Annotated in this window: 15 protein-coding genes; 2 read left to right on the top strand and 13 right to left on the bottom strand. The window is 54.7% G+C overall.

Features of this window, described 5'->3' with window-relative positions; all coding sequences use genetic code 11:
• Nucleotide 1 precedes the first annotated feature (1 nt).
• From AC2FAJ_RS14825 to AC2FAJ_RS14815, 3 genes are all read right to left on the bottom strand, one after another.
• Nucleotides 2-1,078: a type I restriction endonuclease gene (locus tag AC2FAJ_RS14825; RefSeq protein ID WP_060572008.1), complete on the bottom strand. Its 1,077-nt coding sequence runs from the start codon at nucleotides 1,076-1,078 to the stop codon at nucleotides 2-4.
• 206 nt (nucleotides 1,079-1,284) lie between these two features.
• Nucleotides 1,285-3,234: a glycoside hydrolase family 127 protein gene (locus tag AC2FAJ_RS14820; RefSeq protein WP_485454269.1), complete on the bottom strand. Its 1,950-nt coding sequence runs from the start codon at nucleotides 3,232-3,234 to the stop codon at nucleotides 1,285-1,287.
• A gap of 10 nt (nucleotides 3,235-3,244) precedes the next feature.
• Nucleotides 3,245-4,645, bottom strand: coding sequence for an MFS transporter (locus tag AC2FAJ_RS14815; protein ID WP_041911634.1), 1,401 nt, complete (start codon nucleotides 4,643-4,645; stop codon nucleotides 3,245-3,247).
• A 225-nt stretch (nucleotides 4,646-4,870) separates the two neighbouring features.
• Here AC2FAJ_RS14815 and AC2FAJ_RS14810 point away from each other — a divergent pair, with 225 nt between their 5' ends.
• On the top strand, nucleotides 4,871-5,689 hold the full coding sequence (locus tag AC2FAJ_RS14810; protein WP_045260037.1) for a helix-turn-helix domain-containing protein: 819 nt from the start codon (nucleotides 4,871-4,873) through the stop codon (nucleotides 5,687-5,689).
• Here AC2FAJ_RS14810 and araD read toward each other — a convergent pair whose 3' ends face one another.
• From araD to yiaK, 8 genes are all read right to left on the bottom strand, one after another.
• Nucleotides 5,690-6,385, bottom strand: coding sequence for an L-ribulose-5-phosphate 4-epimerase (araD, locus tag AC2FAJ_RS14805; protein WP_041911632.1), 696 nt, complete (start codon nucleotides 6,383-6,385; stop codon nucleotides 5,690-5,692).
• Nucleotides 6,379-7,239 (bottom strand): L-ribulose-5-phosphate 3-epimerase, encoded by an 861-nt coding sequence (locus AC2FAJ_RS14800; RefSeq protein WP_060572011.1) that lies wholly within the window; start codon nucleotides 7,237-7,239, stop codon nucleotides 6,379-6,381. The genes araD and AC2FAJ_RS14800 overlap by 7 nt, the downstream gene beginning before the upstream one ends.
• A gap of 2 nt (nucleotides 7,240-7,241) precedes the next feature.
• Nucleotides 7,242-7,895: a 3-keto-L-gulonate-6-phosphate decarboxylase UlaD gene (gene ulaD / locus AC2FAJ_RS14795; protein ID WP_060572012.1), complete on the bottom strand. Its 654-nt coding sequence runs from the start codon at nucleotides 7,893-7,895 to the stop codon at nucleotides 7,242-7,244.
• On the bottom strand, nucleotides 7,892-9,397 hold the full coding sequence (locus tag AC2FAJ_RS14790) for an FGGY-family carbohydrate kinase (RefSeq protein WP_485454268.1): 1,506 nt from the start codon (nucleotides 9,395-9,397) through the stop codon (nucleotides 7,892-7,894). The genes ulaD and AC2FAJ_RS14790 overlap by 4 nt, the downstream gene beginning before the upstream one ends.
• Before the next feature lie 76 nt (nucleotides 9,398-9,473).
• The gene (locus AC2FAJ_RS14785) at nucleotides 9,474-10,793 is read right to left on the bottom strand and encodes an MFS transporter (RefSeq protein ID WP_280029387.1); all 1,320 of its coding nucleotides are present in this window, start codon (nucleotides 10,791-10,793) and stop codon (nucleotides 9,474-9,476) included.
• A gap of 42 nt (nucleotides 10,794-10,835) precedes the next feature.
• Nucleotides 10,836-11,789 carry a DUF4862 family protein gene (locus AC2FAJ_RS14780; RefSeq protein WP_485454267.1) on the bottom strand — a complete coding sequence of 318 codons (954 nt, stop codon included), beginning with the start codon at nucleotides 11,787-11,789 and terminating at the stop codon, nucleotides 10,836-10,838.
• A 26-nt stretch (nucleotides 11,790-11,815) separates the two neighbouring features.
• Complete coding sequence (locus AC2FAJ_RS14775) at nucleotides 11,816-12,283, bottom strand: YhcH/YjgK/YiaL family protein (protein WP_041911627.1); 468 nt, start codon at nucleotides 12,281-12,283, stop codon at nucleotides 11,816-11,818.
• A 10-nt stretch (nucleotides 12,284-12,293) separates the two neighbouring features.
• The gene (gene yiaK / locus AC2FAJ_RS14770; RefSeq protein ID WP_193359167.1) at nucleotides 12,294-13,292 is read right to left on the bottom strand and encodes a 3-dehydro-L-gulonate 2-dehydrogenase; all 999 of its coding nucleotides are present in this window, start codon (nucleotides 13,290-13,292) and stop codon (nucleotides 12,294-12,296) included.
• A 224-nt stretch (nucleotides 13,293-13,516) separates the two neighbouring features.
• Between yiaK and yiaJ the strand changes: the two genes are divergently transcribed.
• Nucleotides 13,517-14,335 carry an IclR family transcriptional regulator YiaJ gene (gene yiaJ / locus AC2FAJ_RS14765; RefSeq protein ID WP_041911625.1) on the top strand — a complete coding sequence of 273 codons (819 nt, stop codon included), beginning with the start codon at nucleotides 13,517-13,519 and terminating at the stop codon, nucleotides 14,333-14,335.
• A 4-nt stretch (nucleotides 14,336-14,339) separates the two neighbouring features.
• On the opposite strand, the gene avtA is transcribed toward yiaJ, so the two are convergent.
• Both avtA and AC2FAJ_RS14755 read right to left on the bottom strand, forming a co-directional pair.
• Nucleotides 14,340-15,596, bottom strand: coding sequence for a valine--pyruvate transaminase (gene avtA / locus AC2FAJ_RS14760; RefSeq protein WP_047363353.1), 1,257 nt, complete (start codon nucleotides 15,594-15,596; stop codon nucleotides 14,340-14,342).
• Nucleotides 15,597-15,798: 202 nt separating this feature from the next.
• Nucleotides 15,799-17,829, bottom strand: a complete 2,031-nt coding sequence (locus tag AC2FAJ_RS14755) for an alpha-amylase (RefSeq protein ID WP_047363355.1) — start codon at nucleotides 17,827-17,829, stop codon at nucleotides 15,799-15,801.
• Between the last annotated feature and the right edge of the window lie 33 nt (nucleotides 17,830-17,862).

Raw genomic sequence — 17,862 nt, 5'->3', positions numbered from 1 at the left:
ATTAATTATATAGAGCCGCTGTTGCTTTAAGGATATCTGCAAAGGAATAGATATCATCGACTGTCGATATAGGGTGACGTGTTTCGTTTTTTTCTATGTCGAAAAGTCCGATGTATTTTTGCGTACGATTAAAATGCAATCGGCAAATTGGTTTGCGGTTGTTATCATCCACAAGAATGCCAAAATAGCTTTTGGTATCTCTGTGAGTGATACGTGGTGCCTCTAGTACTGCTCTGGTAATTGCTTTAACAATATGATATCCCTCAAGTTCCTCTAGCGTTGTTATCACATCGCTTTCATCTTTATGGTCATCTTCTTCAATATGCGATGGCTCATTTGATGTTTCGGTAATCGCTGGGGTTATACCCGTAATGGCAGACTTAAGTCGCTCATTAACTTGATCATTTATGTACTGACTTGCAGCCTTTTTAGTTAAATTTAAAAATGAATCTCTGACTTTTTGCGTCAGAATTCCATCATAAACCCTGGATGCAAAAAATTTCACAAAATCATCTTCGGGATTATTAAGCTGAGAGTGAAGGATTTTTTTGATTTGGCTAACATATTTTAACTCACCAGCAGCATTGATAATTGATTCGAGATCAAATGAAGATTTAGTTAGTTTCTTTAATTCAGGTATTATATTTTCGTCAATATCAAGTAGATCGACTTCCAAAAATGGTTTTTCGTCCATTTTGTTTGGTGCGTCAAGGTCAGTGAAAAATTTATAATTTTGACCATTGGTAAGAATTGAAATCCTTGCGTTTGTTACGTGAAAATATCTGAATAACTGCGACGCATGATTTATATTTAATGGTTCGCCAATTTTTTTACATTCAATAAGTATTTGTACGTCATTGTTTTTCATTATGGCGTAATCGATTTTTTCTCCTTTTTTTGTGCCAATATCACAGACAAATTCAGGTGTTACCTCTGAAGGATCAAAAACATCGTAGCCCAGGACATTATGAATGAATGGCATTACAAATGCAGTTTTTGTTCCTTCTTCAGTATTTATTACATCAATTTGTTGTTTTATTTTATTTGATAAGGCATTTAATCTTTCAGTGAATTCCATGGGATATCCTTATTTTTAGCTGTGTGTCTTTATGGAATAACACTAAAATGTGTACTAGACAATGGTATGCTGAGATGATGGACACCAAAAAAAACAATACCGAGGGTTAGATCACATTGTCTTTCGATTGATAATAAATCACAGAGCTCGGCATCACCGAGCTCGATAAAAATATTATATATTATGAAAATTAGTATTACCCTTATTTATGCTTCATCCACCCATACCCGCATTTCCCCTTCTCCCCGGTTAGCCCAGCTAAACCACGGAATAAAGGTCAACGTACGGGGCTGGCGCAGTACCGGCGAGCGGTCGTACTGCCACAGCGCATCCGTTTCCTTCATGTGACACCCAATCCCTTCTGTCTGTATCAGCATCTTATGCGCGAAAATGCCTTTGCCTTCATACACCCGGAACTCGCTATCTCGGGGCAAGGAGAGGTTATGCAGGTTGGCGCCGTTATCAGCTTCTTCCTGGCAGTAAACCAGCGGCCCGCGCTGTAGCGCGACTTTACCCGCCTGCTGGCGCACCTGGGGGTTACCGTACACACGGCGGACCGGCATCGGTAGCGTCAGGGTCAGGGTGTCGCCTTCCTGCCAGCGGCGGTTGAGGTAGAGGTATCCGCGTGACGCTTCACCGGTCATGGCTTCGCCATTCAGCGAAACGGCAGGCTCCGCGCACCAGTCCGGCAGCCTGAGTGCCAGCGTGTGGGTGACCGGAACCGGCGAGGTGATTTCGATCTTCACCTGCTCCTGCCACGGATAGTTACCGCTAATGCGCAGCTGTAGGGTGTTATCGCCCACCGGAATGGCGACGTCGTTCCCCACGTACAGGTTTATCAGCAGCGCATCCGGGCGAACGGTATAAATGTAGTGCCCCAGCGAGGTCAGCACGCGGGCGATATTCGGCGGGCAGCAGGCGCAGCCGAACCAGCGCTGACGCACCGGCTTCACGTGGTCATAGATATGGTTAAAGGCCAGCGTTTTCGGATGCACTTCCAGTGGATTGACATAAAAGAAATGCTTACCGTCCAGCGCCATCCCGCCCAGCACCGTGTTGTACAGCGCGCGCTCCATCACGTCGGCGTAGTGGCCGTCTGCCTCCATCTCCAGCATCCGGCGGGCGAACATCATCAGGCCGATTGAGGCGCAGCTTTCGGCGTACACCGTATCGTTGGGCAGATCGTAATCGCTGCTGAACGCCTCGCCGCTGCTCTGCGAGCCAATCCCGCCGGTAATGTACAGCTGGCGCTGCGCCATGTTGTTCCACAGCCGCAGACAGTCCCGGCGTTTCCCCTCGTCGTTGCTCAGGCGCGCCAGATGCGCCATGCCCGCCATCAGGTAGACGAAACGCACGGCGTGGCCGATGGCCGTTTGCTGCTCGGCAAGCGGCTGATGCGCCTGGCTGTAGGCTTTGTCCTTGACCATCCACGCCGGGCCATAGGTATTCCAGTAAGATGTTTTGCCGCGCTTCTCGTATTCGCTATCGTAGAAGTGAGGCTGCGCGCCGCGTTCTTCGATAAAGTATTTCACCAGATTGAGATAGCGTGGCTCCTGCGTGACGTCGTACAGCCTCATCAGCGCCAGCTCGATTTCCGGGTGACCAGGGTAACCGTGTAGCTGTGTTTCTCCCGGGCCAAACACGCTGTCGATATGGTCCGCCAGCCTGCACACCACGTCCAGCAGGCGACGTTTTCCGGTTCCCTGGAAATACGCCACGCCCGCTTCAATCATATGCCCGGCGCAGTACAGCTCGTGGCATTCGGCCAGATTCGTCCAGCGTTCCTCGGGGGCTTTTACCGTGAAGTAGGTGTTGAGGTAGCCATCTTCACACTGCGCCGCCGCGACCAGCTCAATCACCTCGTCGGCGGTTTTTTCCAGTGCTGCATCCGGCTTCTGGCACAGCGACCACGCCACGGCTTCGAGCCATTTCGCCACGTCGCTGTCCTGAAATACCATCCCGTAAAACTCCCCCCGTTCCAGCCCGGCCGCGATGCGGAAGTTGGCGATGGCGTGGCTGGGTTCGGCCTCCGCCACGCGGTCGTTAAGCGCATCCCACTGGTAAGGGATCACCACGTCACGGACCAGCCGTTGATATTGCCCGAGAAACGGATCGTTGATTTTCAGCTGGTGCAGGTCGGGTTCCATTATGGACATAGCGTTCTCCTCAGGACGGTACGTGACGCTGGCGCAGGTCGGTGGAAATGCGCGACATCATTGGGTTATTAAGCCTGCACCAGCGGATAGCGACCGCCAGCAGCAGGTGGAAAAGGGCAGGCAGCAGCGTCTCCATGGCGGTGATGCCGTGTAGTGAGGCTGGCGTCTGGTTGCCCGCGCCTGGCTGATAGGCCACGGCAATAAACACCAGGCTGATAATCCCGGCGCTGGACGCCCACGCAAGCTTGATGAAAAACAGGTTGAAGGCGAAGTTCATGCCCGACGAACGCACGCCGGTTTTCCACTCGCCGTAGTCATCGGCAAAGGCCATTAGCGAGAAGTGCAGCGGCAGGGTGAAGCCCAGGATCACGCCGTTGCTTAAAATGACGATCAGCCATAGCGTCTGGTGCGCCGGGCCACCCGGCAGAAACCACATGCCCACCGCAAGCGCAGCGAGCACCAGGTTGGTGTAGTAGTAGAGTTTGACGGTATCAATACGGCGCGACAGCGGGCTGACGATCACTGCGCCCAGAATAGCGGCAAAGGTCACCATGGTGAAAAACAGCGAGGTGTACGCCGTGCTGCCCTGAAGCACGTAGGTGATAAAGTACATATATCCACCGCCGCGAATGTTGAAGACGTTGATCAGCAGAAACGACATCAACAACATCAGCAGCAGCTGATCGTTTTTACGCAGGCCCGCCAGGTGCTCGCGCAGGGTGAATTTGCCCATCAGCGCCAGCGGAACGCGTTCGCGAACCCAGAAGAAGCAGCACAAGAACATCACCACGGCGATAGCGCACAGCACGCCAACGCCCAGTTGATAACCCTTCGCGGTATCGCCCTGACCCAGCTCCGCTACCAGCCACGGCAGGCCAACGGAGACCAGAAAGCCCGCCACGCCGCACAGCACAAAGCGCCAGGACTGGCAGGCGATCACCTCGTTGTGGCGGGTGGTCATGGTGTTAATCAGCGCGCAGTAGGGCACGTTGATGGCGGTATAGCCCACGGACAATAGCAAATAGGTGCCGAACGCCCAGGCGATTTTCACGCCCATGCTGGCTTCCGGAACGGTGAAGGTCATTACGCCGATAATGCCTATTGGGACGGCGACCCACAGCTGCCAGGGACGAAATCGGCCCCAGCGGCTCTGCGTGCGGTCAGCAATGACGCCCATCACCGGATCGGAAATGGCGTCAAACACGCGAAGGGCAATAAACAGCGTGCCCACCAGCGCAGGGGTGAGACCAAATACATCGGTATAGAAAAAGGTCAGAAAGTTCATGATCAGGCAGGTAATCACCGTGCCGCCCGCATCGCCCAGGCCGTAGCCCATTTTCTCGCGGACGGACAGCCGGTCATCGACTTTCTGTTTTGCAGCGTCTGCGTCTGTAATCGGTGTGGAAGTCATGAAGTAACTCCTCGGAGATCGAATTTATTATCGTATTTATGCTGGGTACCTCTTTATTCTGCATCGAACGGGAAGGCCAACAAGGGAAGGGAAAAGTATAAAAAGGTGACGATTCCGACCTGATGATAAAAATGTGATTCCGATCGGACAGATATTTTAATATTGATTAATAATCAACGGGTAAGTCGAATATTAACGACAATAAAAGCGGAATGGTGAATATCCATGCTCGAATTATCCATAGCGCTTCCGGTTAAGGTTCAAAATGGCGGGCTATTTATCTCCCGCGGAGTGGGCCGCCACCCTGCGCGAAAATTAACATCGTGGGAGATTATTTTTGTCGAAAAAGGGACTTTAACGATCCAGGAAGAAAATCATGTTTTTGATGTCAATGCGGGAGAGAGTTTGTTGCTCTGGCCGCAGCGTCGGCATGTGGGCGTGGAGGATTTCCCGGCGGACCTGCGCTTTTACTGGCTGCATTTTGAGGTGGAGCCGCAAGATCCAACGTTACCCAACGCTGCTCCTCTGGCAATAGAACAACACTGCCGCGTAAGGGATGCGGAATATGTGATTGCGCTCTTTCGTCAATTCCTCAGCGAGCAGGAGAAATTACGGCGTAGCCTGGCGCTGGAGATGATTTTATTATTGATTTTACAGCAGGTGTCGAACTCTTCAGGATATGAAGACAGCGCAGATCAGGCCGGCGCGGCGATGGCATGGAAGGCAAAACAGCTTATTCGCACGCAGTTTCATTTACCGATATCCACCTCGCAGCTGGCAAAAGCGTTGCACTGTAATGCAGATTATCTCGGGCGCGTCTTTCGCCGGACTTTCCATTTAACCCTGACGGAGGCGATACATCGCCAGCGCGTCAGGGCGGCGGAAAAACTCCTGCTCAACGACGCTGCGTCATTAACCGAGGTCGCAGCGCGCTGCGGCTTTAACGACGTGGGATATTTCCGGCAGATATTCTCGAAGCATACCGGGTTAACCCCCGCCGTCTGGAAACGGCGGTACTGTAAGGAGCATATTAATTCCGGTTGATTACTGCCCGTAATAGGCGTTCGCCCCGTGCTTGCGCAGATAATGCTTGTCCAGCAGCGCCTGCTGCATAGCCGGTAACTGTGGTGCGAGCTGGCGTGAGAACAGGCCCATATAGGCGCACTCTTCCAGCACGACGGCATTGTGGACCGCATCGGCAGCGTCTTTGCCCCAGGCGAACGGGCCGTGGGAGTGAACCAGTACCGCCGGGACCTGCATTGGGCTGAGATCGCGCTCCTCGAAGGTTTTAATGATCACTTCGCCCGTCTGGTATTCGTATTCCCCGGCAATTTCTGCCGTGGTCATCAGCCGCGTGCAGGGGATCGCTCCGTAGAAATAGTCTGCGTGCGTCGTGCCCCAGGCGGGTAAATCCTGTCCCGCCTGCGACCAGATGGTGGCGTGGCGGGAATGGGTATGTACGATGCCGCCAATCTCCGGATAACGGCGATACAGTGCCAGATGGGTTGGTGTGTCAGAGGAGGGTTTTTTACTGCCTTCGACCACCAGGCCGGTGGCAATGTTCACCACCACCATATCCTCTGCCGTCATCACGTCGTACTCCACGCCGGACGGCTTGATGACCATCATGCCGCTTTCGCGATCTATTGCGCTGACGTTGCCCCAGGTAAAGGTCACCAGCTGGTGGGCTGGCAGCGCCAGGTTTGCCGCCAGTACCTCGGTTTTGAGTTGTTCTAACATGTCATACCTCCTTCCTGCATACGGGCTTCAATCCAGCGGCGTGCCTGGATAATCTCCAGCACCGGCTCTTTGGCTTTTTCGGTCCACATTTCAATCAGAAACGCGCCGCGATAGTTCAGCTTATTCAACGTGTTAAACACGCCGACAAAATCGACGCAGCCATCGCCAAACGATACATCGCGGAACTGTCCGGGGCTTTGCGCGGTAACGGGTTGGGTATCTTTCAGGTGAATAGCCGCAATGCGGTCAATGCCCAGCGTCAGTTCGGCGGTAACGTCGTTACCCCACGCGCTCAGGTTGCCAACGTCCGGGTAAACGCTGAACCACGGCGAGGCGAGCATGCTGTCCCACTTTTTCCACTTGCTGATGGAATTCATAAATGCGGTATCCATGATCTCGACCGCCAGCATCACCTGTGCGGCGGCGGCCTGCTCGACGGCCCATGCCAGTCCTTCGGCAAAACGTTGTTGAGTACCTTCATCGTGCTCTTCGTAATAGACGTCATAACCCGCAAGCTGAATGGTGCGAATACCTAAGTCGCGTGCCAGCCTGATGGCTTTGGTCATGATCTCACGGGCGCGCTGGCGCACCGTTTCGTCGCGGCTGCCGAACGGGAAGCGACGGTGGGCAGACAAGCACATAGAAGGGATAGACACCCCGGTTTCCAGCATCGCTTCAACCAGAGAGGCGCGCTGCGTGGTACTCCACTCAAGGCGCGATAAACGCTCGTCGGTTTCATCAACCGACATCTCAACGAAATCGAATCCGCAGCTCTTCGCCAGGACCAGGCGTTCCGGCCAGGAGAGATCTTTCGGCAGCGCTTTTTCATAAATACCTAACGGATGCTGACGCATGGTTACGCTCCCCAGATATCGCGGATTTGCGAATGGAATGCCTGTGCCACCTGTGGCGGATTATCCGCGCCCGCCAGCGCGCGCCCGGCGATAAACGCTTTGACGTTGATTTGCTTAAACAGGGGGAGATCGGCAGGCGTGATGCCGCCGGTAATCGAAAGCTGTAAACCGATATCTGAGAGGGCTTTCATTCTGGCGAGATCCGCCTCGCCCCACTGCTGACCGCTGGCCTGCGCGTCTCTTCCCCGGTGGTATATCGCCTGTTTTACGCCGATACGTTGCCATGCGCGCGCGTCGTCCAGCGTCCAGTTACCAAAGAGCTCTATCTGGATTTCTCCTTCGCAGCGCAGTGCCACCTCGTGGCCTCGCTCAACGGTGGCCAGCGGAGCGGCGCAGATAATGGTCATCCAGTTCGCGCCCGCGCCAAACGCCTGTTCTGCCAGCGTCTCTCCGGCATCGGCCACTTTCCAGTCCGCCACGATAATTTTCTTCGGGCACTGTTTGCGCAGCGCGCGGACGGCGCTTAGTCCTTCGGTCAGACATAAAAGGGTACCGGCTTCGACGATATCGACGTGATCCACAAGCAGGGCAACATCGCGCTGCGCGGCCTGAAGTGAGGTGTGATCGAGCGCCAGCTGCAGTAATGGTCGGCTCATAGGTCGTGCTCCTTAACCTGGGCGTGATAGCCCTGTAATGCTGAAATCAGTAACTGATAGCGGTGATATTTGCGTTGATAGGCCGCATGGGCGTCCATGTCGGGTTCAATCACCCGGATGTCATGTTTAAGGGCGCGTTGCGCCGTGTGGAAATCGGGATAGGTGCCTGTACCGACCAGTGCGGCCAGCGCGGCACCGGAACAGCCAGTCTCTTCTACCTGGGGTAATTGAATTGTCAGACCGCTGACGTCCGCAAGCATCTGCATCCACACGTCCGAATGGGCCGGGCCACCCGTGACGCGCAGTGCCTTCACCTCGGTAAAGCGCTCAAGCATGCGGTTAAGATGGGTCATGTGGCTGAATACCACGCCTTCGTAAACCGCCTGCAGCAGGTGCGCGCGGGCGTGTAGCGCCTGCATGCCGTAGAAACCGCTGGTCATCTCCAGACCCGCGTTGCTGCCGTAGAGGAAGGGCAGGAAAATCAGATCGCTTCCGGCTTTTGGCAGACCGGCGACGGCATGGTTGATTTCATCGAATGACATATCGCCCCACTGCGCGGTGAGCCACTCAAGATTGCCGGAGGAAGTCGGGCTGGCTTCGTGAACGATGTACTGTTGCGGATGAACGTAGCGGCCATAGACGTAGGGGAACGGCTCGCTGTCGCGGATGCCATGCGCAATCCCGCTGGTGACGGCCCAGGTGCCCATTACGGCATTCAACGTGTGTTCGTCGTGTAGCCCGGCGCAGATCGCGGTGGAAACCACGTCAAACAGTCCACCAACGACGGGCGTACCCGCCGCGAGACCGGTCAGGGCGGCTGCCTGAGCGGTGATTTCCCCGCAAATTTCTGCTGAACCGACAATCGGCGGCAGGGCGCCGTCAATTTCGCTGATACCGAGCCAGCGTGTGAGCTGTGGGTCGTACTGGCCGGTATTCATATTGTAGAGATTGGACTCCGAAATGTTGCTCTCTTCGCAGGCTTTGGTGCCGGTGAGGCACCAGCGAAGATAATCGTGCGCCATCATCACGCAGCCAATTTTCTCGAAGCGCTGAGGCTCATTCTCTTTTACCCAGCGCAGAAGCGAGGCCGGATGCCCGGTCCACAGCGTCTGGCGCGTATGCGGATAGAGTTTTTCTGGAATGCCGTCCTGCTGCCAGCGTTGCACAATCTCCAGCGCCCGGCGGTCAGAAGAGAGCATGGCGTTGCCCAGGGGCCGATCCTGTTTATCGAGTAGAAACAGTCCTTTGCCCTGAGCAGAAATGCCGACGCCTTTGATCTGCTCTCCGTCTACGCCTGAACGTTTGAGCAGCGTGGCGACGGTAGCGTGGCAGTGCTGCCAGAGCTGGTGCATATCCCGCTCCGCATAGCCTGCGCGTGGGCTGAGCGTGGCCACCGAGCGACGTTCGATACACACTTCCTTTCCCTGGCGGTTGTATAACCCGGCTTTCAGATAAGTACCGCCACAATCGATACCCAGCCAGAAGGGCTCTTTTTCACTCATCTTCATCTCACTTATTCGCCGGGTGGCGCTTCGCTTACCCGGCCTACGGTTCGGTTTAGTGGGTTGGGTGAGGGCATCAGGCCGCACGTTTATGCGGATTCACCGTGGGATTGGGTTCTGCTCCGGCATCACATTTCGTTGGTAACAGCAGTGCCAGCAGCGCCGCCAGTGCCAGAGAAATCGCCAGGCAGTAAACTCCCGCATCTTTGCTGTACAGCGTTATCAGTACGCCTACCGCATAAGGGCCGCAGAATCCGCCGAGGTTACCAAGCGCATTGATCACACCGCGCGCACCGCCTGCCATCTCGGCGCTAAACAGACGTGCAGGAATCGTCCAGAACACCCCAGCGGCGGACTGCAGGAAGAAGCCGCAGCCGACCAACGCGGCATAGGCCAGCCAGGTGTTTGCCTTCAGCGCCACGGAGAGGAACATGCAAAGTGCGAAGCCAATCAGCGGCAGGGAGACAAACAGCTTGCGCTTGCCGGTGCGGTCAGAAAGCGTAGAGAACAGGAACATCCCCGCAATGGCACCGATGTAAGGCAGAATGGCGAGCACCCCGACCTGGCCGATGCTGGTGTGCGTCAGCTCTTTCAGGATGGTGGGTAGCCAAAGGGTATAACCGTAAATCCCGGTCTGGTAGAAGAAGTTCAGGGCGATTAATTGCCACATGGTTTTATCGGAAAGTACGGCGCTCAATGAGGCATTTTTCACCTCTTTTCCGGCGATGGCCTGCTGTTCAGCGGCCAGCGTTTGCACCAGATAGTTTTTCTCGGCCTCTGAGATCCAGCGTGCTTCCTGCGGACGGTCGTAAACGGTGAACGCCCACAGCACCAGCACCACTATGGACATCAAACCTTCAATGATAAAAAGCCAGCGCCAGTCGAGCGCGGTGATAATCCAGCCGGAAAGTGGCGCGGTGATGATCCCGGCAATCGGCACGAACATGATCACAATCGCGTTGGCGCGGCCACGTTCGGCATCCGGGAACCAGTTGCTTATCATCGTTAGCACAACGGGCAGCATCCCGCCTTCCGCCACGCCGAGTAAGAAGCGCAGCACCAGCAACTGATACTGGTTAGTGACAATACCGGTCAGGACTGAGATGACTGCCCAGGCGACCAGGGACCAACCGATAAACTTCTTGCCGCTACCATGAACAGCAATCTTGCCGCCCGGAACCTGCAGGAACAGATAGCCGATAAAGAAGATCCCGCCTGCCAGGCCTGCCATGGTGGCGGAAATACCCAGTTCTTCATCCATACCTCCGGGCATCGCAAAGGCGATATTTACGCGGTCCATGTAAGAAATAATGCAGGCGATAAGAATAGGTGGAATGATTCTTAGCCAGCGCTGGCGCGGAATATCCGCATGTAGAGCATTCGTTGAAATATTCATAGTTAATGTCTCTGTGAATGTAATCGGAATATGTTTTTATTTTTATTGTGTCGCTTTATTCATAGCGCTAATGCCGTCACGCAAAATGGCGATGCGATGGCTGACATCAGCATTAGCATTTATTTCCAGTAATTTAATACCGGAGAATTTCAATGTTGCGGCGCTCGCCGCAGTAAAGAGTGATGTAGCCTGTTCAGTCGTCATTAAACTGTCGGCACAGAACGAAGAAAACGGCGCGTGCAGATCCTGCCACTCGCCATATTCGCCGCGTGTGGTGGTGCCAGAGAACATCAGCGCGCCCAATTTTCCGGCTTTACATGCGGCCTGAACGTGTTCAAGCGGAACGGTGGAATTACGGCCTTCAATGGCCGACCGTGCCCAGTTGATGCAGACGCTGATGTCGGTTCCGTTTACCACCTCCAGCACCTGTTCTAAGGGTAAAAACCCTTTACGCGGTGCAGGTCCGGTCATGGCATCGCAGTGTTCCAGCACCAGATCGCAGGACCAGTTCCAGCTCACAATTTCGCGGATTGAGCGGGAGAATGCCTCGGTGGCCTGTTCGACGGATGCATTCCCGGCCTGCGGCGCCGCCTGCATCTCCAGGGCTATGACTTTTCCCGGAAAACGCACATTTACAGCGTCAATTTTCTGGTGCAGATGCCGGTAAAATTCAACGCATGCTTTACGTTGTTCTTCGTCTGCTGATGCCAGACCAAATGCGCCGTTCGTGCCACGACGGCGCATGGTTTCCATCACCGCCGTGACCACGATTTGCCACTCGTCCGGCGTATGACGGAACAGCCACTCGTCCGGCGTATGACGGAACAGCCACTCGTCACCGAAAGGATGAAGGTTTTCCAGGCAAGGTTGTTCCAGCCCGCGTATGTACGGTGTGTCGGAAAGTTCCCGCCAGAAGGATTGTTCTTCTTGTTCCCCTTTCTGGTGAAACGAGGGTGCGCAGGGGTACGCACCAATAATAAAACCGGTGTTGGTCATTTCGCGTTCCTGTATTCGTCAGAAAATTACAATAATTCGCTGATTGCCACTTTCACCACAATTTTACGAATTACCGTTTCCTTGTTTTTAATACAGGCAGGACGATGAACATCCTGCGGGAAAAATATGGCATAACTGCCAGGTACCATTTCTATAAACGACTCATTTTCGCTGTCGTGATAAAAAATAATATCTCGCTGTTCCAGTAATGATTCGCTTATTTTGTTATTGCCGGTATCAATAGCGATACCGATTTTCTCTTCACCCCAGGCCAGAAACTGAATATCCAGATAGCGGCGGTGCACTTCAGGACGGTTTTCGTGTTGATCCTTTGTGGTGAGGTCGAGCACCTGGGCAAAAATAGTGCGGCCTTCAATTTCCACCACGCCTGGCTCCAGGGTAGTGAAATCCGTGGTGCGCAGAAAATGAAGCGCTTTTTCAATCGCCAGCGGCAGGCGACACGGATTGGGCTGCGAAATATGTCCGAATATCATCATCCCCTCCTTACAGAGACTGGATTTTCGCCCATACGCTGTCGTCAATGGCTATGCCGTTGCGACGGTTCTCTTCCTGCAGACGCGTGAATTCATGTCCCGGCAAACGAACGGCAACATTCTCATCAGCGCGTTCGGCGGTAGTGATGAAGTCCATGATGCGTTGCAGTTTGGCATCGCGGGTTGGCCCGTCGATCAGGCGATCCACTTCAATAGCGATAAAGATCTGCGATACGCCATATTCGTCGCTGTTGTCCTGGGTCACTTCTGCGACGGAAGAGCCGTTAGAGAGCAGGGTAGCGATCATGTCGAGCACGATGGATAAGCCTGAACCTTTCCAGTAGCCCATCGGCAGAATACGGCGGTTTTTCTCAATCACGCCAGGCTCCCGGGTGAGATTGCCCTCGTCGTCAAAGCCGCCATCTACAGGCAACTCGCGCCCGGCCAGGCGGTTCACTTCCAGCATGCCGTAGGAGAACATCGACATCGACATGTCGACCATGGTGATAGGATTCGACGGGATAGCGACAATCAGTGGGTTTGTGCCGATGCAGCATTCTTTTGATCCCCACGCAGGCATTACTGCAATGGAGTTGGTCCAGCAAATTCCAATGTAACCTTTCTCAGCCGCCTGCCAGCCGTAACTGCCGCCGCGCATCCAGTGGTTGGCGTTACGCAGCGCCACCAGGCCGATACCGTGGTCGGATGCCAGTTCGGTGGCGCGATCCATCATCTTTTTCGCCGTCAGGTTGCCGATGGAGCGTCGGGCATCCCACTGTTCGATGGCACCCAATGAGGTCACCCGTTGTGGCTGGGCATCAGGGATGATGTCACCCGCATCCAGTTGCTGAATAAAACGCGGGAAGCGGTTTACGCCATGCGAGTAGACACCGGACTCGGTGGTGCGGGCAAACATCTCTGCGCAGGCATCGGCAGTCTCCACTTTTATGCCGCGATCGAGCAGAACCCGATTGAACGCCGCTTTCAACTCTTCGAAGGTCACTTTCATCCCTGTTCTCCTGTTTTTTAGGGGCAAGTGCGAACGCTTTTTTATCGTTAAATTTCACTATTCGAAATCTGATTTCAAATATAGCGATCAATTTTTGTCAGATCAACGACATTCACGTTTTTCAAAAATCATTAAAATCAACTGGTTGTGTTTTTTCTGTTGAGATCGTGAACTAAACCACACTTTGCGCTACCATCAGGAGCGCGATAAAAAGGAGCGATTTGATGAGCATGAAAGAGAGCGAAATAACGCAGGAAAAAGAGAGGCCAGCGGGCAGCCAGAGCCTGTTTCGCGGCCTGATGCTGATTGAGATCCTCAGCAACTACCCGAACGGGTGTCCGCTTGCGCATTTATCGGAACTGGCAGGTTTGAATAAGAGCACCGTCCACCGGTTACTCCAGGGACTGCAGTCGTGCGGGTACGTTACCCCGGCGCCAGCGGCGGGCAGCTATCGTCTGACCACTAAATTCATTGCTGTCGGGCAAAAGGCGCTTTCATCGCTCAACATTATTCACGTGGCGGCCCCGCATCTTGAGGCGCTGAACATTGCCACTGGCGAAACGGTGAACTTTTCCAGTCGGGAAGATGACCACGCGATCCTAATTTATAAGCTCGAGCCGACAACCGGTATGCTGCGTACGCGTGCTTACATCGGACAGCATATGCCGCTCTATTGTTCTGCAATGGGCAAGATCTATATGGCCTTTGGTCATCAGGATTACGTGGCCAGTTACTGGCAAAGCCATCAGGAACAGATTCAACCGCTGACGCGCAATACCATCACTGAACTGAGTGCTATGTACGATGAGCTGGCGGAAATTCGCGATCGCAGCATGGCAATGGATAAAGAAGAGAACGAGCTGGGTGTCTCCTGTATCGCCGTGCCGGTGTTTGATATTCATGGTCGCGTGCCGTATGCGATCTCCATTTCGCTGTCGACGTCCCGCATGAAGCAGGTTGGCGAGAAAAACCTGCTCAAGCCTCTGCGCGAAACGGCAGAGGCGATATCAAAAGAGCTGGGTTTTAACGTGCGTGAGGGGTAGCGTGTTACTGGCTGCCTTCGTGCCACGCTTTTTCAATTTCTTCGGCGAGAATTTTGACGCCCGCTTCGATTTTTGCCGGATCGGGCACGTAGTTCATGCGCATGCACTGGTGCGTGTGCGGCCACGGCTTATCCAGACCCGGGAAGAAGTAATCGCCCGGCACCATCAGCACGCCACGCTTTTTCAGTCGCTGATAGAGCAGTTCTGTAGTGATCGGCAAATCCTTAAACCACAGCCACAGGAAAATCGCTCCTTCTGGTTTGTGGATCAGGCAGCGTTCTTCCGGTAAGTAGCGGCGAAGCGTCGCAATCGTCTCCTGAACGCGCTGGTAATAGAACGGTTTGATGACTTCATTAGACAGACGCAGCAGGTCGTTGCGCTTGATCATTTCGCACATCATCGCCGGGCCGATACCGCCTGGTGAAAGGCTGATAATGCCGTTCATATTGGTAATGGCGGTGATGATTTTCTCGTTGGCGATGATGATGCCGCAGCGGCTGCCCGGCAGACCCAGCTTGGAGAGGCTCATGCACAGGACAATGTTCGGGTTCCACAGCGGACGAGCTTCGCTGAAGATAATGCCCGGGAACGGCACGCCGTAGGCATTGTCGATCACCAGCGGGATGCCGTGCTGGTTCGCCAGGACATCCAGCTTCATCAGTTCGTCGTCGGTAATCACGTTGCCCGTTGGGTTCGTCGGGCGCGATACGCAGATCATCCCCGTCTCTTCACCAATATGCAGGTGTTCAAAATCGACGTGATATTTGAACTGGCCTTCCGGCAGCAGCTCGATGTTCGGGCGCGTGGAGACGAACAGATCCTCTTCCAGGCCGGAATCAGCATAGCCGATATACTCCGGTGCCAGCGGGAACAGCACCTTTTTGGTGGTGCCGTCGGCACGACGCCCTGCGAAGAGGTTAAACAAGTAGAAAAACGCGCTCTGGCTGCCGTTTGTTAGTGCAATATTCTGTGGTTCGATATCCCAGCCCAGCTCTTCACGCAGCATTTTGGCAAGGAGAGTCAGTAGCTCGGTTTTACCCTGCGGACCGTCGTAATTGCAGAGCGCATCGGTCGCTTTGCCGTTTTCCAGCATCTGCGCGAGCAGCGTCTGGAAATAGGTTGTCATCTCCGGAATTTGCGCCGGGTTTCCGCCGCCGAGCATGATGGCGCCCGGTGTGCGCAGCCCGTCGTTGAGGTCCTCCATCAGGCGAGTAATGCCTGAATGGCGGGTGAATTTGTCGCCAAAAAGTGAAAACGTCATAGCAGGTGTTCTATCGAGCTTATTTTGAAAGTGGGTAACCATAACGCTAGCACTGTGCTGGTGCAAATCGGGAGATGTGGTCGGATTTGTTGTTTTGTATGGCCGAGAGGGATTTGTGTAGTGAATAGTTCTGGTGGGTTTCACCCCTCACCCCCGGCTCACTCCCCATGCGGGGAGAGGGCCAGGGTGAGGGGGGGTATAATTATTGATTACCCGCCCATACCACCATCACCTTATCGTCCTTGTGCTCGCGTACGAAGCCGTACCCCTCTTTCAGCGACAGCGTGGTTTGCTTGCCTTCACCGATCGCCGGATGGCGGGCGCGGAACTGGCCCAGCGTTTGCCAGTGGGCGACGGTTAAGGCCTGCTTGCCCGTCACGTCCTGCCAGTTCATATCCGAGCGGGTACCCTGCAGCGGGTCAGACCCCGTCGGGCCAAACGGACGCTCGGATTCATCACCGTAATAGATTTGTACGCTGCCCGGTGCCAGCAGGAGCAGCTCCGCAGCGCGCTGGCCTCCTTCGCGGAACAGGCGTGTGTCATGGGAGGAGAGATAGCTCAGCACGTTGAAGCTTTGCAGCTTTTCCGCCATCTGCTGCCAGGTGAGATCCATATCGGCCAGGCAATCCACCGCTTTTGCCGCCTGCTCCTGATAATCAAAGTTGATCATCGCGTCGAAACCGTGGCGGTAATAGTCGCTTTGCATCACTCCGTGACCCCAGGACTCGCCGGTCATCCAGAACGGTGCGTTATCGAGCTTTTTGGCCGGGTTGGCCCCTTTCCACGCGGCCAGCGCCTGACTAGCCTGGTCCTTTAACTGTTGCCAAGCCGCAAGCTCGACGTGCTTCGCGGTATCCACCCGGAAACCGTCAATGCCGTAGTCGCGCACCCACTGGCTGAGCCAGTGGGTGAGATAGTCGCGCGGGGTATATCCCGGGATGGCTTTCGCGTGGGTATCGGGCTTGTGCTGATAAAAGTTGGGTAATCCGGAAGGGGCGGTGGATTCCGTTTTCAGATCCGGTAGGAACGCCAGCGACATGGTTAAATCGTCGAAGCCGGGGTTGTCGTAATCACCAATGTCGGTGCGGATCCATTTCTTGCCCCACCATTTTTCCCATGCGGCTTTGTCGCTAAAGTTGATGTAATCGTTGAAGCTATGCCAGCTTTGGCCCGCGCCCGGCTTCCAGTCCGTCCAGCGGTCGCCCAGGGTCTTTTTCAGCTCATCACCCTGCAGATACAGCGCGCCAAACTGGTACTCCTGCATGTCCGCAAGCGTCGCGTAGCCCGCGTGGTTCATGACGATATCGAACAGGATGCGAATGCCGCGCCTGTGCGCTTCATCAACAAGATGGCGCAGATCATCCTCGGTGCCCATGTTGGCATCGAGCTTCGTCCAGTCCTGGGTGTAGTAGCCGTGATAGGCATAGTGTGGGAAGTCCCCTTTGGTGCCACCGCCTACCCAGCCGTGGATCTGCTCAAGCGGGGAACTTATCCAGAGCGCGTTCACCCCCAGCTGCTGTAAATAGTCGAGCCTGCTGGCGAGCCCTTTGAGATCGCCACCGTGGAAGGTGCCAATCTCCTGCATGCCGTCTTTGTGGCGACCGTAGCTGTTGTCGTTGCCCGGGTCGCCATTCACAAAGCGGTCGGTTAGCACAAAATAGACGGTGGCGTTCTGCCAGCTAAACGGCGCTGGTTTGTCGGTTTCGGCGCGCTCAAGCAGCAGCAGGCCACCACTGCTGGCGGCTGGCTGCAGGGTTATGTTTCCGTTCTGCACCGTCGCGGTCTGTTTGCTGTAGAAATCACGCACCACGGTGCCTTCCGGGAAGGTATGGCTGACGTCCAGCGTCAGCGGTTTACCGTCCCACTTCGGGCACTGGCGGATAACGCTTGCAACCGGCTGTTCTGCGGTGCTCTGAATTGTCAGCAGCAGAGTTGGCGTGCCGGATCGGGTATCAATCCGCATCTGGTATTCACCGTCGCGGAAAAGGCGCCACTGCGGCGGAGACCCGTCGCAGGGCTTGAGCGACAGCATCTCATTGAGTTTTATCGCCTCCGAAGGCTGCCAGCACGTCTTGTCAAAACCCAGCGTCAGAGGACGCGTACCCTTCGTAAGCTTTGCCTGGCTGGTGAAAACACCGGTGCCTTCGGCGCGAAATGTGTTAAACCCCGGCGATGACCAGTCGGCATGTGCCAGAGCGGGTAACATCAGAAAAGCTAATGCGGTGCGTTTCATTCCATTTTCCTGTCGCGGCATTTTTGACCAGTG

The sequence above is a fragment of the Enterobacter cloacae complex sp. 385G4 genome (assembly GCF_057320665.1).
The sequence above is the reverse complement of the archived record's forward strand: the minus strand, read 5'-3'. Positions and strand labels throughout refer to the sequence as shown.